Here is a 25,945-nt window from a genome sequence, read left to right as displayed (position 1 = left end):
GGCCGTCTTCCGCCCGGCGCCGCCTGGTTCTCCGCGGGTGAACCAGGCACGTCCCCGGACCCCTTCCCGGGGGACACACACTGGTACGACCTGCCGGACGACGACGCGGCGCCGGAGGAGGACGAGGGCGGCGTGTCCAGATGGTTCGGCCGACGGCTCAGGCGACGGTGAAACCGCTGAAGAGGACCGTGGCGAGCCCCAGGGCCAGCAGCACGTTGGCCACGGTGGCGGCGGCGAAGACGGCGACCGGACGCCAGCCCGCCTCCCGGAGCGAGGCCACCCGGAACTCCAGGCCGATGCTGACGAAGGCCAGGATGAGGAACCAGGTGCGCAGGTCGTTGGCGACGCCGACGACCGCCTTGCCCTCGGCCGCGCCGACCGTGGTGAGGTACCACGTGGTCACCACCGAGGCCGCCACGAAGCCGAGCACGAACTTCGGGAACCGCCGCCACAGCTCGCCCGCGCCCGGCCGCTCGGCGCCGGGACGGCGCTCGATCCGGAAGGCGAACCAGGCGGTCAGCGCGACCACCACGACGCCGATCAGGGCGTTCTGCGTGACCTTGACGATGGTGGCGACGGCCAGCGCGTTCTCGCCCGCGAGGGTGCCGGCCGCGGTCACCGCCGCCGTCGTGTCGATGTTGCCGCCGATCCAGGCGCCCGCCACCTCCGGGCTCAGCCCCAGGGCCGAGGCCAGCGCCGGGAGGACGAAGATGGACGGCAGGGCGAACGCGATCACCAGGCTCGCGCTGTAGGCGAGCTGCTCACGCCTGGCCTGTACGGCTCCCGCCGCCGCGATCGCGGCGCTGACGCCGCAGATGGACACCGCGGCCGACAGCAGCGCCCGCAGCCTGTCGTCAAGCCCGAGGCGGCCGCCGAGCCACCAGGTGAACAGGAACACCGCGCTGATCAGCACGATGCCCTGGACGACCGCGGGACCGGCCGCCGTGACGATCACCTTCAGGTTGATCGACGCCCCGAGGAGCACGAGGCCGGTCTTGATGAAGAACTCCGTGCGGAAGCCGGCGGCCAGGCGGTCGCGCAGCCGGGCCGCGGTGAGCACCGCGTTGCCCAGCAGGCCGAGGGCGATCGCGTAGACGGGGTACTCGATCGCCTTGGCCAGGCCGGAGCCCGCGAACCACTCGGGCACGCCCTTCTCCAGGGCTCTGGTGCCCGCGGCGAGGACGAGGACGGTGAGGACGCCCAGGGCGGGCCACTGCCACGCCGTGGCCCTCGTCGCTGTGGGCACGGCCGCTTCGCTGCTCATCACGGCACCAGCCCCGTCGGGATCACGCCGGTGATGACCAGCACGAGGAGGACGAGGCCGACGATGGTGGCGGCCCAGTCCTCGTTGATCGCGGCACGGGTGTGCTCGCCGACGGTCGGGGGGTCTTCGTTGCTCACGCCGGACGCCTTTCTCGGGAGTGCGAGTGTTCGGCTCGACTGTGGGATGGGAATACCCATCAAGTCAATAGGGATTGCAGGGAAAGCGCCGGCAGATAGTTGCTATTACCTACCAGGTTTGTGGGATAGTTGGTCCATGGGCCCGGACCCGATCCGCTCATCCGGTGAGCGCGCAGAGACCCCGCTGACGGCCGCCATCATGGCGGGACGGTGGATCCGTACGGCCGCCGTCGACGACGAGAGCGGCAGGCGATGGCGGGCCAATCCCGACCCGTACGGCCGGCCGGCGACGCCCGGAGGACCCGCGTCCCTTCACTCTGGGGCGGCCGGGATCGTGCTGTTCTTCCTGGAGCTCGCCGCCGGGACCGGGCACGACGCCTACCTCGAGGACGCCCGCGCGGGCGCCCGCTACCTCGCGTCGACGTGGCAGCGGCAGTCCGATGTGTCGCTCCACCACGGCCTCGCGGGCGTCGTCCTCGCGCTGACCGAGGCCGGCTGGGCGCTCGGCGAGGAGCGTTTCGAGAGCGCCGCCGTCGCGGTCGCCGACAGGATCGTCAGGAGCGCCCGCGCGTTCGACGACGGCGGCATCGGCTGGTCGGGAGATCCCACGCTGCGCGGTGACGGCGGCGTGGTGCTGGGGCTGCTGCGCGCCGCGGCAGCGCTCGGCGTGCCGGCCTACGAGGAGATGGCCGTCGAGGCGGGACGGCGGATCGCGCGGCTGTCCGCGCCCCGGGAGCGGCCCGCGGCGTGCCCGGCCCTGTCCGCGGAGGCGGCCCCGCCCGGCTTCCTGGCCGGGACGGCCGGGACGGCCTTCCTCCTCGCCCGGCTGTACGGCGCGACGGGCGAGGAGGCGTTCCTCGACGCGGCACGCCGCGGCGCGGGCCTCGTCCGGGCCGCGGGCGTCCTGACCGGCCGGAGCGCGATGGTCACCGACCACCTGGGCTACTGCTCGGGCTCCGCCGGGATCGCGCGCATGTTCTACGAGCTGTATCGGGTGACCGGTGACGGCGATGACCTGGCGTGGGTGAAGCGCCTGGCCGGGGGCGTCAGGGAGTCCGGCGCGCCGTTCCGGCAGACCGCGGGGCTGTGGAACGTCGCCTGCCAGTGCTGCGGCACCGCCGGGCTGATCGAGCTGTACGTGGGACTGTGGGCGGCGACGGGGGAGCAGGAGCACCTGGAGTTCGCCCGCAGGCTCGCCGACCACCTGATCGGCCGGGCGACCGGCTACGACGGCAGGGGATACCGCTGGTATCAGGCGTACCGGCGGCAGCGCCCCGGAGAGGTGTCGGCCGACACCGGCTACCTGACCGGGGCGGCGGGGATAGGGGCGGCCCTGCTGCACCTGGACGCGGCGGGACAGGCGGACCGGCCGCGCCGGGTGATCCTGCTGCCCGACAACCCCTTCCCGCCCATTCCCATGCCGGCCGTCGCCCTGCGGAGGCCGGCCGGCTGACAGCGGCAGGTGAGGAGGCCCATGACTTTCACAGAGGACGGTCTCGGAGCGCGGCGTACGGCCCCGGAGGCGGGAACCACGCCCGGCATCCGCAAGCCGCTGCCGTCCCGCCTGTTCGCCGTGCACGGCACGAACGCGGAGACCCGCTGGGAGGCGCTGCGCGGCGAGGACTACCTGACGCCGGACGACCACTTCTTCGTCCGCAACCACACGGCGACACCGCTGATCGACGCGGCCACCTGGCGGCTCACGCTGTGGGGCGACGCCCTGCGCGGTGCCCCGGTCGCGTTCACCTACCGGGACCTCCTCGGCATGCCGGCCGAGACCGTGACCGCGTTCATCGAGTGCGCCGGCAACGGACGCCGCCTGTACGGCGAGCAGCAGAACCAGGAGGTGACGGGCACCCCCTGGCGGCTGGGCGCGGTGGGGGTGGCGCGCTGGCGGGGCGTGCGCCTCGCGACGCTCCTGGAGAGGGCGGGAATGAGCGGCAGGGCCGTCGCGCTGATGCCGCGCGGGCTCGACGCCGACTACGTCGAGGCGGGGGAGAACCTGGGGAGGGTGCGGCGCCCGCTTCCCGTGGCCAAGGCGCTGGACGACGTGCTGGTGGCCTACGAGATGAACGGGCGCCCGCTGCCGCCCGACCACGGTCATCCGGCGCGCCTGGTGGTGCCGGGCTGGGTGGGCGCCGCCTCGATCAAGTGGCTGGGGGACATCGAGGTGTCGGCGGAGCCGCTGGAGTCGCCGTGGAGCACGCGGCTGTACCGGATGCACGGCCCCGGCCACCCGCCAGGGGGCGGTCCGCCGCTGACCCGGGTGGGAGTGAAGAGCGCCTTCGAACTGCCCTGGCCGGCCCGTCTCGAGGCGGGGCGCGAGCATCTGCTGCGCGGCCGGTCGTGGTCGGGCGGCGGGCGCGTGGTCCGGGTCGAGATCAGCGACGACGAGGGCGTGTCGTGGCGGCCGGCCCGCCTGCGCGACGACCCGCACCCGCGCGGCTGGGTCCGCTGGACCTTCCCCTGGACGCCGCGCGAGGCGGGGAACCTCCGGCTGCTCGCCCGGGCCGCCGACGAGACGGGCGCCGTGCAGCCCGGCCGTGCGGCGTACAACGTCCTCGGCTACGGCTTCGACGCGGTGGTGCGCCACCCCGTCGTCGTGACTTGACCGGCGCCACAGAGGCGCCCCCGCCGCGTGGATTTTCCTGTAAAGCTAGTAGGAAATATTGACTTTTCTCGCCTGTGATCGTACGTTCGGTGGTATGAGCCAGGGCGTTCGTCTGACCCGGCGTTCGAGCGTGGACTACGGCCACGTCGCCAGCGCGCAGTGTCGTTGATAGTGAATTTTCCGTCGTCTTCGTGCCGATGAGGGGCCGGCCGAGAGCGTTGGCCGCCCTCCTCGCGAGCCGTGCGCGACCGCGTCACGTACGGTCCCGCCTCCATCCGAATCCCCGATCCCGCGTGCCGTGCTGCCTGCGGCGGGCGGGATCGACCCTGTGAGCAGCTGCGACCTTCCGGAGGTTTGCCATGACGGAGACTCTGCTCGGCCCCGACCTCGACGCCGACGACTACAAGCGCGCGCTGGACGCCGAGGGCTACAAGCGCGCCCTCGCGGTGCACGCGGCGGGAGTCGTCGTGATCACCGCGCGGAGCGGGGGAGACCCGGTGGGGTTGACCGCGACCTCGTTCTCCTCCGTCAGCCTGGACCCGCCCCTCGTCTCCTTCTACGTGGACCAGTCATCCACCACCTGGCCGTCGCTGCGCGCGGCGGACCACTTCGCCGTCAACGTCCTGGCAAGCGACCAGGCCGATCTCGCCGCCCGGTTCGCCCGCAAGGGCGTCGACCGGTTCGCCGAGCCCACCCGGTGGCGTACGGGACCGCTCGGGGCGCCGCTGCTCGAGGACGTCTCCGCGCATCTGATCTGCCTGCCCTACGAGCGGGTCGGCGTGGGCGACCACGTCCTCGTCGTGGGGCTGGTCACCCAGGCCGAGGTGCGCGGGCCGGGGCGTCCGCTGCTGTACCACCAGGGCCGCTTCGGCCGGTTCATCGCCCACCCGTGATCCCGCTCCCGCTCCCCACGAACCCCGTCCCGATCTGGAGGACCGTCTGTTGACCACTCGTAAGCTCTTCGACGCGGAGGCAGGACACTCCGAGCGGCACGAGGCGGTGGCCTCGTGAGCTCTCTCGTGGTGCTGGTCGGCAATCCGCGCGGCGGTTCCCGGACCCACCTCGCGGCCGTGGCGGCGGCCGAGGCGGTGGGGCGCCGGATCGGGCACGAGGCGCCGCCCGAGGTCGTGGACCTGTCCGCGATCGGGCCGCACCTGTTCACCCCCGGCCCTTCGCCGACCGTGGAGGTGGCGCTCGAACTGGTCGCCGGAGCGCAGGTGCTCGTGGTGGCCAGCCCCACGTACAAGGCCACCTACACCGGCCTGCTCAAGGCGTTCCTCGACCGCCTCCCCGGCGGCGCGCTGACCGGGACGGTGGCGCTGCCGCTGCTGGTCATGGGCTCCCCCCGGCACGCGCTGGCCGTCGAGCTGCACCTGCGTCCCGTGCTGGTCGAGCTGGGCGCGCTCGTGCCCAGCCCCGGCCTGGCGCTGCTCGAGGCCGAGATCCCCGACCTCGACCGGGTCCTCACCGACTGGACGGATCGCGTCGCGGCGCAGGTGGCCGCGGCGCTGGAGAGGAGGGCGACCGCGTAATGACCATCCACGCTCCCGCGTACGCGAGCCCCGCCGACGTCGCCGCCTTCGGCCCGTACGGGCCGGGCAGGACCGACCGGCCGGGACCCCTCTACCCGTTCCGGGGCCGGATCACCGCCGACGGTTCCGGTGGATACCCCGCCGAGCCCGGCCGCTACCACCTGTACGTCTCGTACGTGTGCCCCTGGGCGCAGCGGGCGGCCATCGTGCGCGACCTGGCGGGGCTGAAGGACGTCGTCTCGCTGTCGTACGTCGACGACGAGCGCGACGCGCGCGGCTGGGCGTTCCGGAAGCGGCGCGGTCCCGACCCGGTGAACGGCTTCGCGCTCCTCGCCGAGGTGTACGACGCCACCGAGCCCGGCTATCCCGGCCACATCTCGGTGCCGGTGCTGTGGGACCTGCGGACGAACCGGATCGTGAGCAACAACTACCCCGACATCCCGGTCGACCTCGGCACCCGGTTCTCCGAGTGGGCCGACTCGGGCGTGGACCTCTATCCGGAGGACCTGCGCGACGAGATCGAGGCCCTGGACGAGGAGATCGCCCGCGACCTCGGCCACGGTGTGCACCTGGTGGCCAGGGCCGCCACGCAGGAGGAGTACGAGCGGCGGCGCGGCGAGGTGCTCGCCGCGCTTGACCGCCTCGACGCCCGCCTGGCCGACCGGCGTTACCTGTTCGGGGACCGCCTCACCGAGTCCGACGTGCAGCTCTGGGTGGTCCTCGTCAGGTATGACCTGCTGCACAACCCGCTCGCCGGGATCGGCGAACGGCCGCTGACGGACTATCCCAACCTTTGGTCGTACGCCCGCGACCTCTACCGGCTTCCGGCGTTCCGGGACACGACCGACTTCGCCGCCTTCCGGCTCACCGCCCGGCCCGCCTACGTGGGCGACGGGCCGGTGCGGATCGCCGTCGAGCCCCGGGAGGCCGACTGGGACGAGCCGCACGGGCGCGCGGCGCTGACCGGACAGCGCGGGTGACCACCCGCCGCGCCGCGGCCGGCACCGGCGTGCGCTGGGGGGTCACCCTGCCGCTCGCGGGGCGCGGGCTACACCGGCACAGGGAGATCGTCGAGGCGCTGCCCTCGCTGGGATACGGCGACGTGTGGACCGGTGAGGGCGGCGGCTATGACGGCCTCACCGCGCTGACCGCCGCGCTGGCCTGGTCGCCGGGCCTGAGGGCGGGCACCGGGATCCTGCCCGCCCAGACCCGGGGGCCGGGGGTGCTCGCGCAGACCGCCGCCTCGATGGCCGAGCTGGGCCAGGCCGAGGTGCTGCTCGGCATCGGCTCGTCGGTTCCGGCGCACGTCACGGCGCTCAACGGCCGCCCGCACGGCCGGCCGTACGCGCACGTGCGAGACCTGCTGCGCTTCCTGCGCCGGGCCTTCGACGGGGAACGCGTCGCCGAGACGTACGAGACGTTCTCCATCGACTTCACGCTCCGGCAGCGTCCCCCGGTGCGGCCGAAGGTCATCGTCGGCGCGCTGCGGCCCGGCATGCTGAAACTGGCCTTCACCGAGGGGGACGGTGCGATCACCAATGTGCTGGCCGCCCATGAGGTGCCGAGGATCGTCGAGGCCGCCGGGCCGCGCGCCGAGGGCCAGGAACTCGTCGTCAAGATCTTCGTGACGCCGACCGAGGACGCCGGGCATGCCAGGGCGGCCGGGCGCGCCTTCCTCGGCTGGATACTCAACCAGCCGCCCTACCGCGCGTTCCACGACTGGCTCGGCCGGGGCGAGGCGCTAACCGCCTCGCGGGCGGCCTGGGACGCGGGGGATCGGCGGGCAGCGGCCGAGGCGCTGCCGGACTCGGTGGTGGACGAGCTGTGGGTGCACGGCTCGCCCGAGGAGTGCCGCGCCCACATCGCCCGATATATCCACCCCGGTGTCACGGCCGTCGAACTCCACGTCACCCGGACCCCCGAGTTGTCGGCGGCCCCGCACACCCTGCCGGAAGTGCTGGCCGCCCTGCGGGTCCCGGATGCTCCGGATCCCCTGGAGCCGCGCTGACGCGTCTTGACGAGGCGCGGCCGATCGGGGCGGTTTGCGAATCTTGGACGCATGCAGGCGACACTGACCGTGACTCCCGCGCAGCTTCCGGAGGTGCTGCCGCACGTCGCCGTCGTGCGCCCGGTGTTCCTGTAGGGGTGCGCCGGGCATCGGCTAGTACTCCAGCCGTAGATCGTGATCTTCATGTCTGATTCGCGGCTTGTCGGCGGTAATGGCTGGCCTGGGCTCGGGCCTGGTGGCGGCGGCGCCAGGCGGACCAGCGGAGCCGGCGGGCTGCATCGTGCACGGGCCGGACGATCAGCGTCGTGAACGGTCGCTGGATCTCGTTGCAGGTGAGCGGGATCAGCTCGTCCGGGGCGGGATGGCGGGCGTGTGCGTCGGCGCGGACGACGGCGAGGAAGGCGTGAGCGAGCATGGTCAGGGTGACCCAGCGGGACCAGGAGGTGAAGCGGCGAACCTGGTGCTCGTCCAGTCCGGCCAGGCCCTTTCCGGTCTGGAAGGTTTCCTCCACCCGCCATCTTGACCCGGCGACGCGGACCAGCGTGGTCAGGGGCGCCGGGGCGGGCGACCAACAGCGGTGGTAGGCCAGTTCACCGGTGGTGCGGTTGCGGCGGATCAGGAGCTGGTGGCTGCCGGGCCGGGGTTCGGCCAGGTTGATGACGGCCCAGTCGTAGAAGCGGTGCCCCTTGGCGCCGGCCCCTGCCGATAGCTTCTGCCAGGCCCGCTTGGGCACCTTGGCGGCCAGGGCATCCGCTCGGAACTTCCCGGCCGCGGTGGTGACTTCGTGGGAGCAGGCGACGGCGAGCACGTAGCCGACCCCGCGCTCTTCCAGCGCGGACCGCAGTTTCGGGTTGCCGCCGTAGACCTCGTCCCCCGCCACCCAGTCCGCGCGGTGCCCGGAGTCAAGGAACCGGCCGATCACGCGGGCGGCCAGCTCCGGCTTGGTCGAAGACGGTGTCCTCGTCCAGGCCCGCAGCCCGGCAGCGGTCCGGGTCGCATGTCCACGAGCGCGGAATGTACAGCTCGCGGTCCACTGCCGCGCGTGCGCGGCGACCCGCGTAGACGAGATAGACGGCGACCTGGGAGTTCTCGATCCTGCCGGCGGTGCCGGTGTACTGGCGCTGCACCCCGACGGTGTGCGTGCCCTTCTTCACGTCCCCGGTCTCGTCGACGACCAGGACCGCATCTGGGTCGTGCAGATGCTCCACCACGTACTCCCGTACGTCATCGCGTACCGCATCGGCATCCCACTTGGCCCGGCCCAGCAGGTGCTGCATGCCATCAGGACTCGCCTCCCCGGCCCACTCGGCGATTGTCCAGCAGTTCTTCCGCGGCAGGTCCGCCAGCAGCCCGCGCACGAAGTCCCGCGCCCGAAGTCCCGCGCCCGAAGGCGTCGTTCGACCCGCGCGAACCTCGCCGCTATCCGGACCATCAGACCCTCGAACGCCTCCTGCCACCGGGCAGGGTCTACGCTGTGAGCTGCGGCCACCGCATGATCTTCGTTTGTCCACACAGCTCACGATGATCATCGGTGGCCGCAGCCGTCTTCTCACAGGCCCTGACCAGCCAACATTACGATCTGTGCCTGGAGTAGGCGGCGGTCGAAGGGGCGACGCAGGCGCGCCGTCCCGTATCAGGAGGACATATGCGACGTGGCGAAGTCTGGTGGGCAGATTTCAACGAGCAGCGGGCAGTCGTACTGCTGTCGGGAGAAGAGGCGTCCGGTTTCTTGGCGATGCAGATCGTCGCTCCCGCGGGCACCGATCTCAGCGGCGTGGCCGTTGAGGTGGCAGTAGGTGCCCCCGAAGGACTGCCTCTCGAAGGCGTCCTGAGAGTCGCACTTCCACGTCCCGACCTCATCCCTTGCACTTGGCTGGTCACCCTGGCCAGGGAAGACCTGATCGGGCAGGCGGGCGTCCTGCCGTCCGCGAAGCTCAGCGAGATCGAGGATGCCCTTCGTCTCGGTGGACTCAAGTAGGCAGAGAGGGATGGACGCCGCCGATGGCGCGGCCGGTCTCGTCGAGATGGTCAATGGTGGCCGCGCCATATCAGCGGCGCCCCCACTCACAAGATCACGATCTACGGCTGGAGTACTAGTGGCTTGTCGCCCCGCCGAATGAGGCATCAGCGGGCACTCCACCTGGAGCCTGCGCGCGGGCGGGGTGAGCCGGCAGACCACCACGACGTGGATAGCCTCCACCGACCCCTATTCCATCGCCAAGATGCAGCGCGTCTTGGAGTTATACGATCACCCGCCCGCTGATGGGCGGTGATCTGCCTGGACGAGTTCGGGCCACAACTTGTGGGGCTCTCATGTGCCTCCTGACGCGCGGCTGAGCGAACCGCGCCGCCGCCCGGCACGTCTACCGATCATGAGGATGCTTCCAGCCGCACTGCTTATCGTGCTCGCGACGGCCTGCGGTTCCACCCGAGCGCCGGCCACTGCCGACGAGTTCACGGACCGCGCTCATGAGGTCGCCGAACGCTGGCAGAGCTCGGCGGAGAGAGAGCCCTGGATCGTGGGGTTCGTCCCGCTGCGGAACCTGACCCTGGAGCCCGATTGGAAACACATGCCCCGCTGGGTCGGACGAAGCGTGATCAACAGCGCTTGGAAGCTGGAGACCGAACTCCCGGCCGAGGTGCCCGACCCGGCCGAGCTGCGCTGGGCCGATGAGAGCACGCTAAGCGTCCCGGTGCTCACGGCCACAGCCGCCTACGCCGGGCTCAGCAAGCCCAAGTCCTTCGTCGACGAGAAGTGCCCGGCCAAGGGCTGCCGGCCACTGCGCGTGATCGCAGTGGCGCGGGGCGAGGCCACGATGCCCAGCAGCCGCGGGGACGTGCATGTCCCGACGTGGGACTTCACCGTGAAGGGCGTGCCGGAACCGTTTCGGCGGGTGGCGGTGGACCCGGCCGTGATGGGCGGACCGCCCCGGCCCCTGGACGACGGGATCCAGGAGGTGCACACCTACGAGGTTCGCACGCCGACTGGGCTCCAGTTGAGTTACGTGCACGGCACTTGCGACACGACGTACGGCTCGCGCGTCCACGAGACGCCCGAGGCAGTGGTCGTGGACGTCGACGTCCGGCGCGACGACAACGTGGAGGTTTGCAACGATATGGGGAAGACGGACCGGATCGGCGTCACGCTGCGGGAGCCCTTGGGCCGCCGGGTGGTGCTGGACTCCGGCAGCGGGGTGCCCCTGCTGCCGCAGAGCGACATCCGCCTGGTCGAGTTCCAGAACTATGATCCGCGCCGCTCCTAGCCCGGCGACACGTACGTGCAGGGCTGCGGTGTGTGGCTCTGCGGCCGAGCTATTGGCAGCGTGACTCGCAGTGCTCTGGACGTGCCGGCTTACAAGCGCCGCCCGGCATCACGCTCGGCTGGGCGGTGAGACGGGGCACGGTGCGGATCTCGTCCAACCTGCCGGCGCGGGCGGGGTGTTCTCCGGCAGGGTTTCCCACCGCCGTGAGAGGCCCTGCCGGAGTCCGGAGAGGGTCGTGTGTGCGGCCCTCTCCGGAGTCAACGGGACATCGACCGGCACGACGTGCCGCGATTGGTCACGGGCTGGTGCAGGTGAGCGAGGGGGTCGACGGCGTGCCGGTGGCGAGGAACCCGAAGGTGGCCGAGCCGGACGCCGGAATCGAGCCGTTGAAGGAGGCGTTCTTCACCGTCACGGCGGAACCGCTCGTGCTCAGCGTGCCGTTCCACAGCTGGGTGATCGTCTGGCCGCTGCCGAGCGTCCACTTGACGGTCCAGCCGTTGACCGCCGAGCCGCCCGCCGTGACCGTGACCATTGCCTGGTAGCCGCCGGGCCACGAGTTCATCGTGCGGTACTCGGCCACGCAGGCGCCCGGCGGCGGGGGCGACGGGCTGGTGGACGGCGACTGGGAGGGGCTGGGAGAGGGGGAGGCGCTCGGTGACGGCGACTGGGAGGGGCTGGGAGAGGGGGAGGCGCTCGGTGACGGCGACGACCCGCCCGGCGGCACGTACGGGCACTTGTTGCGGTACATCGAAATGCCGGTGGAGTCCGCCAGCGGGCACAGGAACTGGGTGTACCGGGTGTCGTTGTCCACCCAGATCTTCAGCCATGGGATCAGCACCCGCATCTCGGTCGTGTTGGCCCGCGTCGCGAACAGGTGGTCCACCCCGGTGATCTCCACCCACGCGCTCGGCGTCGTGGCCGGCAGCGTGCTGTAGAGCCCGTTGAGGTACGACTGCGTGACCGTCGTGTCCCGCTGCCCGGAGATGAACATCGTCGGCACCCGGTCGTTGTACAGGTCGTAGTTGCCCACGGGAGAGCCGGGCGCGAGCCCGACCCCGGCCTTGAGGGAGGGCCGCCGGAGCAGCGCGCTGAGGACCCCCGCGCCGCCCGCCGAGTGGCCGACGACCGACAACCGGCCCGGGTCGACCCGGTCGCGTACCGGACTGCGCTGGGTGAGGTAGTCCAGCGCGGCGAGCAGCTGGGTCCCCCGGGCGTCCGCGCTGTCGGTGCGGCTGTTGGTCTCGATGCCGATCACCACGAAGCCGAACGAGGCGAGCCAGGGACCCATCCAGGCCTCTTCGTTGGCGAACAGGGCGGAGTAGCCCGGCACGATCGCGACCCCGCCGAACGTCCCCTGGCTGGTGTCGGTCGGGTAGTAGATGACTCCGCCACCGAAGCCGTTGCCGGCCGGCACGCTGGTCTGGGCGGTCGCGAAGGTCCCCCTGGTGGCCGCGACGCTCGCCACGGTGGGGTTCGGCCCGCGCTGGAAGGGATTGTCCGCAGCCGACGCCGGTTGAGTCGCGATGGCCGCCGAGAGCAGCCCGAGGACGGCCACTGCCGCCGCCATCGCCCGGCCCATCGCACGCCGGAGCGACCGGCTCCGCGAGCCGGGCCCGGACGCGGACGGGTCCGTGGGTGGCCGCCGGGTTCCCGGCGGCGGAACGGCGTGTACGCCCATGCTTGAGCCTCCATGACTGCATCCAGAAAAAGGGGAAACGCGGGGGCATTCAGCGCTGGACGCCGTGCTCCCGGGCAAGGGAGCGCACACCACGAGGGCGTCGCGAACGGCGGGCCTCCGCCCCGCGCACCACCACCGGACAGCGGGAGACCGCCTCGGGGCTCAGTGTGGAAACCTCACCGAAATGTGTCAAGAGCAGGGTGCCGCCGCGAAAATTCCGCGCCGCGTAAATCACCCTCGTAATCGCGGAACCGCCGCGTTCGGTGCGTAGTCATCGGATGAACGTTTCACCCCGTCGTCGCCGCCGGTGAGCCCGGAGAGTTCCCTGATGCGGCAGTTGGGTTGCGTTCGCACCCTCCCGTGCTCACGTCCGGACGTACTGCGTCACTTGACACCGTGCCCTCGCCTCGGCTTTGCTCCGCTCCACCACCACCGGTCGATCTCTCGAAGTGGAGGAAGACGAAGACGAGCTCGATTTGTTAACGCTAACATTCGTCGTCGGCCTCGGCGGTCCCGAAAACGCGCAGGACCTTGCGCGGCGTACCCCTCTCCCTCGCGGTTTTCCTCTCAGGCCGCGAGCCGTCGGAGTCGGCGGCGCATCGGGAAAGATCACTTACCGGGGAAGTCCCGTCAGGCGAAGATCGAATCCACTACGCTCTGCGCGTCTGAAACTGGGAGGATTCGGGATGCCCCTCATCTACGGCGGGTTCGGTCTGGTTCTGCTCGCCTTATGGATCTTCTGCCTGTTCGACGTGATCGTCACGGCGGAGGAGGACTGCCGCAACCTGCCCAAGGGGCTATGGATCATGATCGTCCTGTTCCTCCCCGAGGTCGGGTCGATCCTGTGGCTGGTCGCGGGCCGGCCGCAGACCGTGACGCGGCCCGGCGGGCTGCCGTACAAGGGCAACACCGGGCGCTTCCCGGAGTACGACCGGCCGGGCCGGTTCGTCCCCTCCAACCCCGACGACGATGAGGAGTTCCTCCGCCGCTGCCGGGAGCGGGCCGAGGAGCAGCGCCGCGCCTACCTTGAGCAGCAGCGTCAGGCGGAGAAGAACCAGGACCAGTAGTGGCGGGCTACGGGGCGAGCCCGATCCGGCGCAACGCCAGCCAGGCGAAGCCGAGCAGGGACCGGTTCCAGGGCGGCGCGAGGAGTCCGCGGAGATCTCGGAAGCACGGTCGCGCGCCTCGGTGGGAGGTTGCACCGCGGACTCCGGCACGTGGTCGCCCGGCCTGAAGGCCGGCGCGACGGCAGCGGTGAGCCTGACGTCGTAGAAGCCGGAAGCCGGCTGGCGGGTCAGGTCCGGTCCACGTCCGGGTCGGCCCCAGGGAAGTGGGCGAAGGTGAGGTTGGCGCTCGCCCGGGCCACTACACAGGCGGCGGACGCCGGGATCTCCCGGAGCGCGGCGATGGCCGCCTCGTCCGCCGGGAACCAGGCCAGTTCGAGGTGGCCGGGTCTTCGACGAGCCGCACTAGGAAGGGGGCGGCGAGGCGGCTCACCTGCCACCGTCGTTCGTGCTCACGTGGCCTCCTGCGGGTCTGCTCCGAGGGGTGATGGGTTGCGATGGCGCGTGGCTGCGGTGTGGCGCAGGCGCCGCCGTCGCCGCAGCGGGGTGGTCAGCCTCAGCAGACGCTGGAGAGACTCACCGTCCGCGGCCCAGCGGGCGAGGTGCTGCCGGCCGATGAGGTGGATCCGGAACTCGGCAGCGCTCTCCCTTGCGCCGCGTGTGAAGGAGCCGTTGGTGACGACCACGGCGACGTCGGCGCCATGAGCGGGCCCCGCGGTCCCGTTCACCTGGTAGATGACGTCGACCCTCACCTTGCCGCCGGTCGTGGTGTGCTTGCACTGCACGACGATGCGATGCCCGCGCTCGTCGAGGGCGATGACGTCGGCCGTCCTGTCTCCCCGGCGGCCGACGTGTCTGGCGTTCATGCCGTCGCGCAGCATCAGATCGTGTACGGCGAACTCGAAGGCCTGCGGGTTCATGGCGTCCAAGTCGTGCAGGGTCAACCGAAGGTGCCGTAGCCGGGCGGCGCGCCGTCGGACGGCGGCGACCTGCCACCACAGTGCCGCCGCGATTGCGATTGTGAGACCCGATCCCAGGGCGGCCGCGATATACCAATGGCCGAAAATCACGCCGATGAGGGCGCGTATTCCCTGGACCAGCAATGCGGCGGCGATGACCACGACGAACAGTGCCGCGATCCATTCGCTCAGGTTGCGCGGCATACGGGCTTGGAGCAGGCGTGAGCGCGACTTCCGGTGCGTCATCGGGTGACGTTCTCCGACATCGGCGGCTGCGGCGGAGTCGTTCCGTTGGGGTTCGCCCACGTCACGGCGTGAGGTGGTCCATTTGACGAGTGCCACGGCGCACTGCCGTATTGCCGGACGGTCCTTGCCGACTACCGGCGAGAGCGTCGCCGAGCATTTCGAGCGCCGAGACTGGTGTTCGTTCCGGTATCGGCCCTGCCGTTCGGCAGAGCCGTCAACCGCTGGCAGGGGCCCGCGCGCGGACGTACCCTGAGTGGGCCGGTGGCCCTTACCGGCGCTCCTCGGGCTCACGAATGAGGTGACCCGGCAATGGAACATCGATCAAGCAGCGTGCCGGACCCGAATGAGGTCGCGGAGTTGCGGGCTCGGGCTGATGCCGGCGACCAGGACGCGGCAGGGCGGTTAGGGGAGTTGCTCGCCAGGAGCGGCGATCGGGAAGGCGCGCTGTGGGTGTGGGCTCGAGCCTACGGCGACTCCTCACCCACGACGAAGCGGTTGGCTGAGTTGAAGGCCGAGGACGGTGATCTGGAAGGCGCGGTGTCGGCGTGGCAGGTTTCGGACGCTGTGTGGCAGAACCGGGAAGGTCTTCGTCAGGAGTACCTGGACAGCCTGGACGCCTACGAACGGCTCGAAGACGACGACCCCGAGGATTGGGCGTTCATAGAGGAGGAGCAGTTGACCCGGCTGCTGGCCGAGCGGGGTGATGAGGCGGCGATCGCGAAGCTGCGGGCCCAGGCCGATGCCGGCGACTCCGTCGCGGCGACACTGCTGGCTAGGTGCGAAGAACGCTATCGCCGCAGAAAGAACGCAACGGCGCGGTCCGAAAGCCCCCTTGGGGAGTGACCGGGGAGAGGCTGCGATGAGGGATGGTCCGTCTCCTTCCTGGCGAGGAGCATCAGGGCGAGGGCGGTCATCGCGGCGACGGCGGCGAGCGCGATCCAAAATCCCGGGAGCGGCATCGTTCCCTCCTCTCGGGACGCGACAAGCGGTGGCATGACCGCCGAGACCGCCCCGAGGATCAGACCGCCGGCCAGGCGCCGGTTCGCCACGAGCCCGGCCAGCGCCGTCATGACCACGGCGCCGATGGCCATCCCGACGACTATCCAGTCGGAGAAGGCCCGGCTCGGGTCGTTGAACATGAAGCAGCAGGCGGCGTAGTCGCGGCCGCCGAAGCCGACGACCGGGGTGGCCGTCTCCGGCAGCCATTCCCCGGCCAGGTAGACCAGCGGCAGCACCCCGAGGAGGACACGGGCCCTGCCGCCCCTGCGCCAGGTGAACCGGCCGGTCCGGTGCCAAGCCAGAGAAGAGGCGGCCAGGACGACGAGCATGATCCACCAGCCCAGCTGGAGCGGAAGACTGTCGATGATCAGCGCGTTCGGCGGTGGCTTCCACAGCGCCGGCAGGGCACTGGGCGAGAAGGCAACGACGAGGTGTGCGACTGCGATGCCGGCTCCCGTGGCCGCCGTCCGGGTGAACCACAGCAGGCCGGCCGCGGCAGCCAGGGGGAGAGGCGACAGCGAGGAGGCGAACAGGACGGCGTACCAGTCGTCCCGTAGGAGGGGAGCGGCCACGATCCCCGCGATGAAGACCGCGGCACCCACGAGCAGACCTGTAGAGACGACCAGGTCGACGATGCGGCCCGGACGCAGCGGTGGGGGAGCGGTGGCCGTCGGGGCGGGGCGCGCGTCGCTTCCTTCCGCCCCGCACAGGGGGCAGACGACCCAGTCGGGAACGGTGTCGCCCCCGCAGTATGTGCACAGCAATGACGGGCCTCGGGGAAGTCGGACAGGACGCACCAGGAGTATCACGGCGAAGCGTTCGCACCACGTCCACGACACCTTCGATGAGCTGGTGTATGCGCTGGACGGTGACCTGGCATCGAGTTCGGCGGAGCCACCCACCACCTCACCGCCGGGATGTTCGCGCTGGTCCCGCGCGGCGTCACGCACGCGATGCGCAACCTCGGGCCGGACGGATCCGCCGTGCACGCCCTGCAGCTGTCCGCGCCGGGCGGCTGGGAGCGCTACATCGAGGACGTGTGCGAGGCGGGCGAGGCCGACGGGCTGATGCTCCTCGACGGGCAGCGCGACTGGCAGAAGCTCAACGAGCTGGGCAAGCCGTACGGCATGCGCTACCACCTCGGGCAGGACGGCCCCGCCGAGTGGGGCGACAAGAGCCGGTTCTACCTGCTGCGACAAGAGCAGGCGAGGCCCGGGCGCATCGCAGTGCCGCCCGCGTTCGGCGTCAAGGCGCGCAGTGAGGACACCGATGGCCTGATCTCCCTGCTGGAGGTGACCGTCGCCCAGTCCGTCCGCGCCACACCCACCACGTCGCCGACGAGTGCAGCTACGTGGTCGACGGCGTCCTGGAGATCGACTTCGACGGTGTGACGCACCGGATCGGCAAGGGGCAGTTCGTCCTGCTGCCGCACGGCGTTCCGCACGCGATCCGTTCCCGGCTCCACCCCGCCCCCCGAAGTCATCCAGGTCTCCTCGCCGGGCGGCTGGGAGTGCGTGGTGGAGGCCCTCATCGAGCATCGCGCCGAGGTGAGCCAAGGCGGCCGCTTCAACGCCGCGGCACTCAACCGTTACACCCGCCGCTACCACGTCGTCTACGAGGAGAACGAATGACCCGCGAGGCCGCCGTCCCGGCACGAGGAGCCCGAGGGGTCGCGAGTGCTCACGCAGACCGCAGGACCTCAGCCGGTGCCTGACCAGGCCAGATCTTCTCACCGAGGACGCGTCCTCGTCCTGCAGGCCATCGAAGACGACCGCTACTCACAATCGAGAAGGCTCAATGTGGATGTCACACTAAAGCCCGATCTTCGCTCTTTATTGCCGTCCATAGTGTCATCTGACCGGAGAACGGGGATCGATTCATGCTGACTCGCAGGGATTCGCTGCGCCTGCTCGCGGGCGCCGTCGTGGGAGCCGCCGCACTGCCCGCCCGCTCGGCGATCGCGGCCGACACTCCTCCGCCCTGGACGGTCACCGGCGCGAGTTCGCCGTCGCTACAGCCCTTCGACGACCTGCTGAGAAGCTTCATGGAGGCGCGGAGCATCTCGTACGCTTCGCTCGCCGTGGTGCGGCAGGGCAAGCTGGTGCTCGCGCGGGGATACAACTCCACGTCGGGCCCGGTCCTGGCCCAGCCGACGTCGTTGTTCCGCCTGGCCAGCATGAGCAAGCCGGTCACGGCCACCGCGATCATGAAGCTTGTCCAGGACGGCAGGCTCAGCCTGTCGGCCACGGTGGCGCCGATGCTGGGGCTCAGCACGGCCGCCGACGACCGCCTCGGTAAGGTCACCGTGCTTCACCTGCTGCAACACCTCGGCGGCTGGGATCGCTCCGCATCCAAGTTCGATCCGATGTACCGCGGGGATTTCACTGTCAGCAGCGCACTCCACGTGCCGCTGCCGGTGACGCAGGCGAACATCATGGACTACATGTCGACGCGCAGGCTGGACGTCGACCCCGGCTCGAGGTACGCCTACTCGAACTACGGTTACATGCTGCTCGGCAAGGTCATCGAGAAAGTCACCGGCCTGCCGTACGCGACCTACGTCCAGCAGAACGTGCTCGCTCCGGTGAAGATCACCCGAATGGTGCAGGGCCGCACGGCACAGAGCCTGCGGCGGCCCTCGGAGGTTCCCTACCATTCGCAGTACAGCGATACGACGGTGCTGGACAACTCCGGGGCTCAGGTGCCGATGCCGTACGGGACGTTCAACCTCGAGAACATGGCCGCGCACGGCGCCTGGCTCTCCTCGGCCGTCGACATGGCGAAGTTCACCACGATCTTCGACGCTCCCGGCCTGCTCACCTCGTCGACGATCGCGCAGGCGTTCGCCGCGCCCGACGTCGAGTGGGACGGCTGGTACTACGGCATGGGCTGGTCTGTCCGCCCCATCGGCGGCGGCCTGAGCACCTGGCACGACGGGACGTATCCCGGCACCTCCACGCTCATGGTCCGGCGGTTCGACGGGTTGAGCTGGGTCGTGCTCTTCAACCGGTGGAACGACGCCTTGGGCCAGAGCTTCACCGATGACATCGACTACCCGTTGCACGTGGCGGCCGACAACGTCACCTCCTGGCCGACCACGGACCTGTTCCCGTACTACGGCCTGTGACCCTCGCCTGACGAGAGCCTCCCGCGCCTGCGCCCGGTCCCGCCGGGCGCAGGCGCGGGTCACGGACGGCAGCGGTCGGGGTCGGCGCGCAGGAAGGCGTCCCGGCCCGTCTTCACGGTCTCGTCGCCTCCCGCCCAGGCCAGCACCTGCCCGCCGCCGAGACCCGCCAGGTCCGCCGCCGTGAACGGCACCCTGCCCCGCAGGTTCCGGCCGTTCACGAAGCCGTTGACGGTCGCGACATAGGGGACCCCATCCCGCAACGCGGTGAGGCTGTCGTCGGTGGACCGCCAGCCCTCGGGCGGCGCCTGAAACGCCCGGACGTCCCGCGCCGCCGCGCCGGCGCCGCCGTTGTGCACGCTCCAGGCGACCGTGTCGCCGCCCTCGGTGTCCTCCAGGACCGAGAAGTCCCGGGCGGCGTAGCCGGGGCAGTCGGCGAGCAGCAGCCTGACACCGCCGTCATCGGCGCGTTCGACGGCGAGGACGCCCTTGGGCGCGGGCGTGCTGTCGCACGCCGCGGCGAAGAAGGCCAGGGCGGTCAGGGCGGCGGCCGCGTACCCGGCCCCCGGCCTTCTTCTGCGCGTCATCGTGGTCCTTTCTATCCGACTTCTAGTTTGCCGGGCCCCAGTGCAGCGGCTGCCATTCGGTGTAGCTTCCCCACCACAGGTTGGCCTCCACCTCGAAGGCGTTGGCGGCAGCGGGATCGCCCCAGTCGTGTTGCGAACGCCAGGACTGACCGGCATAGGCCGCGATGAACTCGCTGGCGTTCCTGTAGCGTGCCCACTGCTCGGAGTGCACCGCCTCGTGCTTCTCGATGTTGGGCCCGTACTTGTCCGCCGTCTCGCGGCCCGCCACCCGGGCGATGTCGTCCCGGCGCTGCTTCTCGTCTCGCAGCTGGTTCTGGAACTCCTTCTTCGAGTGCGGATAGAAGTGGACGTCCCCGACCGTCATCGGCTGGTCGCCGCCCGGAGAGCCGCCGTAGCAGACGTACTGCAGGGCCCGCTTTTCACACCCCTCGCTGGCGAAGATCTCGTACGTCAGCGCCAGCGCGTTCGCTCCGTTGAAGTTGTTGTTCCAGTGGAACGGGTGGATGAGCAGGGCCTTGAACAGGTTGACGCCGTTGTCGCGGTGGACCGGCTTGCAGTAGCAGCCGCCCGCCGGAGGCTTGGGCGACGGGCCGGGGGACGGCCGCGGCGTCGGGTGGCTCTTCTTGGGCTTCTTGTGATGCTTGTACGGATCGACCTTGCCGGTCTTGGGGTCGTACCCGACTTTCCCCTGCTCCTCCTTCGAGCAGTACTTCAGGTCGTACTGGCAGGAATTGGGCCGCGACCCGATCTCCTCACCCGTCGGGTCGCTGAACGTGACGGGGTTGTTGTTGCCGTACGAATACCCGTTGAGCGACTGGGCCTGGTCGGTGGACAGCACCGGGTCCACGCTCAGGAACCTGCCGGCGACCGGGTCGTACATGCGGGCCCCCACGTAGGTGAGCCCGGTGGCGGCGTCGGCCGGCTTGCCGAGGAACCCCTTGTCGTCGGGCCAGGCGCCGCCGACCGTGTCCCCGCGCGGCGCGCCGAACGGGGTCGTGAAGCGCTTGCTGATGGCCTGACCGGCCGCGTCGACCGACAGCGAGGAGGTGCCGTGCTGGTCGCCGGCGAGGAAGGAGACCGCGTTCTTCCCGGCCTGCGTGGTGCGCACCGCGATCACCTGCGTGTCCGCGGCGTAGAAGCGGCTGGCCCAGGTCGTGACGGTGCTTCCGGTCTTCTTCGAGTGGATCTCGGTGGCGCCGAGGTAGAGCACGCTCTCCCCGTCGCCCACCGCCCGGCGGATCAGCAGCGCCCCGTCGGCGTCGTACAGGTAGGCCGTCTTCTGCGTGCCCTGGGTCAGGGTCGCGATGCGGCCCTGCGCGTCCCAGGTCAGCACCTGGCCGTTACGCCCGGTCGTGTTGCCGGACTTGTCGTAGGAGTAGGTGGCGGACGCGCCCGTGCAGGAGTCCGTGACGACCGCGGTCAGGGCGTGCCGCTTGGCGGTGTCGCCGTAGCAGTACGCCGAGGTGGTGGCGGTGGAGCCGGTGTACTTCGTCTCCGTCGCCCGCAGGCCCGAAGTGTTGTAGGTGTAGGCGGTTCGGTACGGCGCCGCGCCGCCCAGCGTCTTGCTTGTGCAGTCGTCGGTCGCCGGCGTCCATGCCTCGGTCAGCCGCCGCTGCCCGTCGTAGGCGAAGCACTGGATGTCACTCTGTCCCGCGCCGTCCTGGGTGGGGGTGTCGGCGATCTCGGTGACGTTGCCCGCGTCGTCGTAGCGGTAGGTCAGATCCTGCGGCTTGACCGGCGTGGACTGGGTGGTGACGAAGGACCGCTTCAGCCGGTCGGTCCCCTCCTCGTAGCTGTTGTTGAGGAAGGTCTTCTTGGCCTCCGTGGCTCCCGACAGGCCGAGGGTGAACTGCAGGGGCTTGCCGAGCGCGTTGTAGTCGGCCTTCTGCAGGTAGTCGGTGGTGCCGGTCACCCCGATAACCTGCCCGGTCGGCGTGTAGGTCAGGCTGATCTTCTCCTCGGCCAGGCCGCCGGCCGCGGGCTCGGTGGAGTTCTTCAGCGTGCCGTCGAGGTTGTAGTCGCTGCCGAAGGTGTAGCTGGTCTTCGCCGCCCCGGACAGGACCATCGGGTCGTTCGGGTCGATGTCGATCTCCGTGCTGGTCGCGCGGTACTGGCCGTCGTACGCGAGGATCTTCTTCGTGTACGCCTTGCCCGAGACGCCGCCGTCGTAGCTGGTGGACGAGGCGAGCTGCCCCTTGGCCACGGTGTCGTAGGTCCAGGCGGCCAGCTTGTTCGCGTCGGTCCGCGACCCCGACCACAGCCCGGTCTTGCGGCCGAGCTCGTCGTAGCCGTACAGCAGGACCGTGCCGTTCGCGCCGGTGACCGTGTCGGTCTTGTCGAGCGCGGTGTAGCGGACGGTGCTCGCGCCCTTGTCCGGGTCGCTGATGCCGGTCTGCCGCGCGAACAGGTCGTAGGTGTAGGACCACTTCGCGCCGTCGGGACCGGTGACGGTCAGCTCCTTGCCGTCGGGCCGGTAGGCGAAGGACGTGGAGGTGTACCCGCTGGAGGACAGCGCGCCGTACTGGGTGTCGGCGGGGGAGGGCGAGTTGTACTCGCGCCGCTCGACGGTGCGGTCGAGCGCGTCGGTGATGGTCCGGGTGGCCGTGCCGCCGGTCAGCGCGCTGACGGCCGTGGAGTCACCGGTGTAGGTCGTGGTGGTCGTCCACTTCTCCACGCCGTACGACAGGAACGTGCTGCGGATCTGCCGTCCGGCGCCGTCGAAGACGATGTTCGTCTGCTTGGGCGCCTCGCCGTACTCCTCCCGGGTGTAGGTGGCGTTCGGCGTCTGCTTGGAGTCGAAGATGTCGGCGTAGGTCTCGTAGGCCAGGCCGCGCGAGTCGTAGCGGGTGTCGGTCAGGAGCCGCCCGCCGTTCGGGGTGGGCTTCTGCGTCTGCATCGGCCGCAGCAGCGAGTCGAAGATCTCGTACGACCAGCTGGCCGTGGTGGACGACTTGACGGTCGAGGTGCCGATCGCGGGCGCCTTGCCCCGCTCGTACACGTAGGAGTAGGCGTAGGTGGGGGTCTGCCCGCCGTCCTTGCTGCGGTCCGGCAGCCACACGCCGGTCAGCCTGCCGAGGGCGTCGTAGGTCTGCTCGGTCTTTCCGTTGTTGGGGTCGTAGGTGCGCACCGGAAGGCCGCGCGTCCCGTCGAGGAACGTCGTCGTCTTCTGCTGCTTGGCGTTGGTCTCCACCTTCTTGGTGAGGACCCCGGCACCGGTTGGAGTGTAGGCCGTGGTGGCGGGGTTGCCGCCCGCGTCGGTCACGGTCAGCGGCCTGCCCAGCGTGTCGTAGGTGGTCGACTCGGTGCGCTGCCAGCCGGTCGGCGGGCGGTCGTCGCCCGTGACGGCCGAGGGGTAGCCGGTGGCCCGTCCCGTCCAGGTGGCGTCGCCCTTCACCGGCTTCTGGCTCGCCGACCAGCCGGACGCGGCGGTGTTGTCGTACACGGTGGCCGTGTCGGACAGCACGTCGCCCGAGGTGTCGGAGCCCGCGGGCAGCGACAGGTCGGCCTCCTTGACCGAGCAGGCGCGGCCGACCACGCGGGTGCGGGAGACCAGCGAGTTCAGGCCCTTGGCGTCGTCTCGGGCATACCAGGTGCGGGTGCAGGTCTCGTCGCCGCTCTTGGCGGTGTCGCCCGTGCTGTCCTCGCGGACCGCCATGCCGTACGAGTCGTACGTCGTGGTGGTGGTGACGGTGCGCCAGGTCTTGGGGACGGTCAGGTAGGTGTGTTCCGACGTCTTGCCCATGCGCACGTAGTAGGCCTCGGTGTCGGCGTACGACTTGTGCTGGGTGGCGGTCTTCGCCGACCAGGGGTCGTTGACCGTCACGTCGACCGGGTCGGCCCCGTCGTAGGTGACCTCCTCGCGGGTGAGGCCGGAGTACTGCTCGGAGTCGGTGAGGTCGGGCACGTCGAGACCGGCGACGTCGAGGCCCGGCACGGTGACGGCGCGCCGCCTGTCGGGATCGACCGTCCTCGGGTCGGCGGACTTGAGCAGCCGGTCGCCGTTCATGCCCTGCAGGTAGACCGTGACCGACGTGGTGCGGGTGCCGTCGGCGTCGCCGACGTACGTCGTGACCTTCTGGTAGCCGCGCCACAGCGACCAGGTGCGCTCGTCGGCCGGGGTGAACGGGCTGTCGTTGTAGCGCCAGCCGGGCGTGGCGTACTCGTAGGCGTACTCGACGAGCGGGTTGTGCCCGGCGGGGTCGGCGAGGTTCACCGCGAGCACGCGGTATTTGTTGAACCAGTCGATGGAGGCGTCGGTGGCGCCGTTGATGTGCCAGAACTGCGGATAGCAGGACAGCGCGTTGTCGTCCTCGGCCTTCGGCATCTTCGAGCCGCGCACGCACTCGGGCTCGTTGTAGCTGACCGTGGTGATCGCGCCGGTCTCCGAGGTGACCGTCTCGACGCGCGGCCTGGTGAGCGGCAGGATGTTGCCGCCTCCCGGCTGGGTGCCGCCCGCCACGCGGTTGGGCCGCATGGCGTAGGTGAACGAGACGGGGTCGAGCGTCAGCGGCGTGTCACCGGCCGAGCCCGTCCGCACGATCGACATCAGCGACAGCGTCTGGTCGGCAGAGCTGCCGATGTCGCCGCCGTCCAGGTACTTCTGCGTGAACGCCCACGAGTCGACCGGCTTGTACGCGGTGCCCGACAGGACGCTCGTCTCGATCTTCACCAGGCGCTTGCGGCTGAAGAAGGCCGGGCTCTCGGCGTGGCAGTCGTCCTTGTCGGCGTCCTTCTTGCAGATGGCGTCGAAAGGAACGTCGGGCCAGTTCTCCGCGGTGTCCTTGGTGAGGCTGCCGCAGTCGGAGGCCGTGCAGCGCTCGGCGTAGGAGAAGGCGACCTTGTAGGGCGCGTCCACGGTGAACAGCGTGTCGGACCGCTGCCCGTAGAGGATCTTGTCGAGGTAGCCGCCGCGGACGTAGGAGGTGGTCGCGGTGGCCGACTTGTTCTTCCGGTAGTAGTTGGTCTCCGCCGTGTACCAGTACGTCATGGCGTTGCCGTGGGTGTCCTCGGCGTAGTCGAGGTTCCACCGCCACGCCTGCGTGACGGAACGGTCGGCGAAGGCGTCGCCCTTGTCGTAGCCGGGCTCGCCGGAGTCGTCGCCGTACACCGGGACCGTGAACACCGAGTCGGTCCGCTGGCTGCCCGCGCCGCTCAGCTTGTTCAGGCCGAAGACGTACTTGGTGCCGTCGCCGGTGATGACGGTCCAGTACTCGCCGTCGTCGTCGCCGTTGTCGGCGCCGGTGGAGTGGATGACGGTGGAGGCGTCGTCGTTCTTCAGCCGCCACTTGCCGCTGGTGTCGTCCTTGACGAGCTCGGTGGCCTTGCCGTTGAGGACGAGCGAGGCGTTGTCGTACTTCCAGCACAGGTCGTACTGCTTGTCGTGGCCGTCTTCGCGGCAGGTGCCGAACTGGCGGTCGATGTAGGAGGTGGCGGCGGTGTCGAAGCCCTCGCCGATCGAGGTGCCCTGGTTGTTGGTGGTGGAGGTGCGCCCGTCCACGCTGCCCGAGTCGTACGACAGGTCGAGCGCGGGCGCCGGTCCCGCCGCCGGCTCCACCGGGGCGATCGGGTAGGACCAGGTGAAGGAGCCGGAGTTGCCGCCCGCCTCCCAGGTGGACGACGCGGAGAGCGGGGTGGCCGCGTAGTTGCCGCTGCCGTCCGCCGCCTCGCCTCCCTCACCGGGGGTGTCGGCGGTCACGGCCAGCACGGCCGGGGCGGCGTCGAACGCGACCGGCGCCGAGAGGGTCTGCGCCGCGGCCTCGTTGTCGGTGTCCAGCGGGGTCCGCGTGCGGCACTCCTCCCGCTCCGGGGTGGTCGCGGCGCAGGCGGGCAGCCGCACGAGGCGCAGCCGGCCGCTCCACCCGCCGCCGTACGCGGAGGCGAAGGCGGCGTAGCCGACGCTCAGCGTCGCGGTGCCCGGGGTCTGCGCCGACGCGGTCAGCAGCACCCCGTCCACCCCGGCCGCCTCGGCGGCGGCGCGGTCGAGCACCCGCACGCGGGCCGTCTGCGAAGCGGCGCCCTGCGTGTCCGGGGCCTGCGTGTCCGGGGCCTGCGTGTCCCGGGCTTGCGTGTCCGGGGCTTGCGGGGAGGCGGAGGCGCCGGGTGCCGGGGCGGCGGCTTTCAGGCTCACCGGGAGCCCGCCCACGCTGACGCTCCGATCGCCGCCGATCGGCACGTCGGCCTCGCCGGCTCCCGGCCACCGGGCGGCCTCGCGCTCCTTCGCGGCCCGGTCGGCGGCGGCGTCGTTGCGCGCCCTGGACGCGGCGACCCGCTCCCTGGCCGCCTTCGCGCCGCTCGCGTCCATGGCCCTGACCTTGCTGGACCGTTGTTTCTGCACGGGAGGGGCGCCGGGTGGTCCCTCCGCGGCCGAGGCCGCCGTCACCCCGACGGGTAACGAGATCACCACCGCCAACGCGGCCATCAGGGCAGCACGAATTCCGGGCCGACGCATGACCCAACCTCCTCGAGAGGAAAGA

At 70.7% G+C, this 25,945-nt stretch carries 20 protein-coding genes and 1 pseudogene; 13 read left to right on the top strand and 8 right to left on the bottom strand.

Features of this window, described 5'->3' with window-relative positions; translation table 11 throughout:
- Positions 1–157: 157 nt before the first annotated feature.
- Both IL992_RS22945 and IL992_RS22940 read right to left on the bottom strand, forming a co-directional pair.
- Positions 158–1,264: a YeiH family protein gene (locus IL992_RS22945; protein WP_193205423.1), complete on the bottom strand. Its 1,107-nt coding sequence runs from the start codon at positions 1,262–1,264 to the stop codon at positions 158–160.
- Positions 1,264–1,401: a hypothetical protein gene (locus IL992_RS22940; RefSeq protein WP_193205422.1), complete on the bottom strand. Its 138-nt coding sequence runs from the start codon at positions 1,399–1,401 to the stop codon at positions 1,264–1,266. The genes IL992_RS22945 and IL992_RS22940 overlap by 1 nt, the downstream gene beginning before the upstream one ends.
- A gap of 136 nt (positions 1,402–1,537) precedes the next feature.
- Here IL992_RS22940 and IL992_RS22935 point away from each other — a divergent pair, with 136 nt between their 5' ends.
- The 6 genes from IL992_RS22935 (at position 1,538) to IL992_RS22910 (ending at position 7,552) form a co-directional block, all read left to right on the top strand.
- A complete protein-coding gene (locus IL992_RS22935) occupies positions 1,538–2,854 on the top strand; it encodes a lanthionine synthetase LanC family protein (protein ID WP_193205421.1) in 1,317 nt (438 codons plus the stop codon).
- A 21-nt stretch (positions 2,855–2,875) separates the two neighbouring features.
- The gene (locus tag IL992_RS22930; RefSeq protein ID WP_193205420.1) at positions 2,876–4,012 is read left to right on the top strand and encodes a sulfite oxidase; all 1,137 of its coding nucleotides are present in this window, start codon (positions 2,876–2,878) and stop codon (positions 4,010–4,012) included.
- 359 nt (positions 4,013–4,371) lie between these two features.
- Entirely contained in the window at positions 4,372–4,905 is a 534-nt protein-coding gene (locus tag IL992_RS22925; protein ID WP_193205419.1) for a flavin reductase family protein, read from the top strand.
- A gap of 114 nt (positions 4,906–5,019) precedes the next feature.
- Entirely contained in the window at positions 5,020–5,544 is a 525-nt protein-coding gene (locus tag IL992_RS22920; protein ID WP_079312966.1) for an NADPH-dependent FMN reductase, read from the top strand.
- Positions 5,544–6,524 (top strand): glutathione S-transferase C-terminal domain-containing protein, encoded by a 981-nt coding sequence (locus IL992_RS22915; RefSeq protein ID WP_193205418.1) that lies wholly within the window; start codon positions 5,544–5,546, stop codon positions 6,522–6,524. Before IL992_RS22920 ends, IL992_RS22915 begins: the two co-directional genes overlap by 1 nt.
- Positions 6,521–7,552 (top strand): LLM class F420-dependent oxidoreductase, encoded by a 1,032-nt coding sequence (locus tag IL992_RS22910; RefSeq protein ID WP_193205417.1) that lies wholly within the window; start codon positions 6,521–6,523, stop codon positions 7,550–7,552. The genes IL992_RS22915 and IL992_RS22910 overlap by 4 nt, the downstream gene beginning before the upstream one ends.
- Positions 7,553–7,733: 181 nt before the next feature.
- Here the strand turns inward: IL992_RS22910 and IL992_RS22905 are convergent.
- Positions 7,734–8,984 (bottom strand): annotated as a pseudogene (locus IL992_RS22905) (IS701 family transposase).
- A gap of 213 nt (positions 8,985–9,197) precedes the next feature.
- Between IL992_RS22905 and IL992_RS22900 the strand changes: the two are divergent.
- Both IL992_RS22900 and IL992_RS22895 read left to right on the top strand, forming a co-directional pair.
- Positions 9,198–9,530, top strand: a complete 333-nt coding sequence (locus tag IL992_RS22900; protein WP_139580846.1) for a type II toxin-antitoxin system PemK/MazF family toxin — start codon at positions 9,198–9,200, stop codon at positions 9,528–9,530.
- 394 nt (positions 9,531–9,924) lie between these two features.
- Positions 9,925–10,815, top strand: a complete 891-nt coding sequence (locus IL992_RS22895) for a hypothetical protein (RefSeq protein ID WP_193205416.1) — start codon at positions 9,925–9,927, stop codon at positions 10,813–10,815.
- A gap of 295 nt (positions 10,816–11,110) precedes the next feature.
- Here the strand turns inward: IL992_RS22895 and IL992_RS22890 are convergent, their stop codons facing one another.
- Positions 11,111–12,382, bottom strand: coding sequence for a poly(ethylene terephthalate) hydrolase family protein (locus IL992_RS22890; protein WP_226873605.1), 1,272 nt, complete (start codon positions 12,380–12,382; stop codon positions 11,111–11,113).
- 797 nt (positions 12,383–13,179) lie between these two features.
- Between IL992_RS22890 and IL992_RS22885 the strand changes: the two genes are divergently transcribed.
- On the top strand, positions 13,180–13,560 hold the full coding sequence (locus tag IL992_RS22885) for a PLDc N-terminal domain-containing protein (RefSeq protein ID WP_193205415.1): 381 nt from the start codon (positions 13,180–13,182) through the stop codon (positions 13,558–13,560).
- A 449-nt stretch (positions 13,561–14,009) separates the two neighbouring features.
- Here IL992_RS22885 and IL992_RS22880 read toward each other — a convergent pair whose 3' ends face one another.
- A complete protein-coding gene (locus IL992_RS22880) occupies positions 14,010–14,762 on the bottom strand; it encodes a restriction endonuclease (RefSeq protein WP_226873604.1) in 753 nt (250 codons plus the stop codon).
- A 309-nt stretch (positions 14,763–15,071) separates the two neighbouring features.
- Between IL992_RS22880 and IL992_RS22875 the strand changes: the two genes are divergently transcribed.
- Positions 15,072–15,605 (top strand): hypothetical protein, encoded by a 534-nt coding sequence (locus tag IL992_RS22875; RefSeq protein ID WP_193205414.1) that lies wholly within the window; start codon positions 15,072–15,074, stop codon positions 15,603–15,605.
- On the opposite strand, the gene IL992_RS22870 is transcribed toward IL992_RS22875, so the two are convergent.
- Entirely contained in the window at positions 15,551–16,525 is a 975-nt protein-coding gene (locus tag IL992_RS22870) for a hypothetical protein (RefSeq protein WP_193205413.1), read from the bottom strand. The two genes, IL992_RS22875 and IL992_RS22870, sit on opposite strands and share 55 nt — an antisense overlap.
- A gap of 153 nt (positions 16,526–16,678) precedes the next feature.
- On the opposite strand from IL992_RS22870, the gene IL992_RS46420 reads away from it, so the two are divergent.
- From IL992_RS46420 to IL992_RS22860, 3 genes are all read left to right on the top strand, one after another.
- Positions 16,679–17,152, top strand: coding sequence for a cupin domain-containing protein (locus tag IL992_RS46420; RefSeq protein ID WP_226873603.1), 474 nt, complete (start codon positions 16,679–16,681; stop codon positions 17,150–17,152).
- Positions 17,113–17,475 carry a cupin domain-containing protein gene (locus IL992_RS48975; protein WP_404804781.1) on the top strand — a complete coding sequence of 121 codons (363 nt, stop codon included), beginning with the start codon at positions 17,113–17,115 and terminating at the stop codon, positions 17,473–17,475. Before IL992_RS46420 ends, IL992_RS48975 begins: the two co-directional genes overlap by 40 nt.
- Positions 17,476–17,640: 165 nt before the next feature.
- Positions 17,641–18,888 (top strand): serine hydrolase domain-containing protein, encoded by a 1,248-nt coding sequence (locus tag IL992_RS22860; RefSeq protein WP_193205412.1) that lies wholly within the window; start codon positions 17,641–17,643, stop codon positions 18,886–18,888.
- A gap of 59 nt (positions 18,889–18,947) precedes the next feature.
- Here the strand turns inward: IL992_RS22860 and IL992_RS22855 are convergent, their stop codons facing one another.
- A complete protein-coding gene (locus IL992_RS22855) occupies positions 18,948–19,472 on the bottom strand; it encodes a hypothetical protein (RefSeq protein ID WP_193205411.1) in 525 nt (174 codons plus the stop codon).
- A gap of 22 nt (positions 19,473–19,494) precedes the next feature.
- Positions 19,495–25,890: an RHS repeat-associated core domain-containing protein gene (locus IL992_RS22850; protein ID WP_193205410.1), complete on the bottom strand. Its 6,396-nt coding sequence runs from the start codon at positions 25,888–25,890 to the stop codon at positions 19,495–19,497.
- Positions 25,891–25,945 lie beyond the last annotated feature (55 nt).

The sequence above is a fragment of the Microbispora sitophila genome (assembly GCF_014892245.1).
Lineage (GTDB): Bacteria > Actinomycetota > Actinomycetes > Streptosporangiales > Streptosporangiaceae > Microbispora > Microbispora siamensis.
Note: the sequence above shows the minus strand (reverse complement) of the source record. Positions and strands in the feature narration are given on the sequence as shown.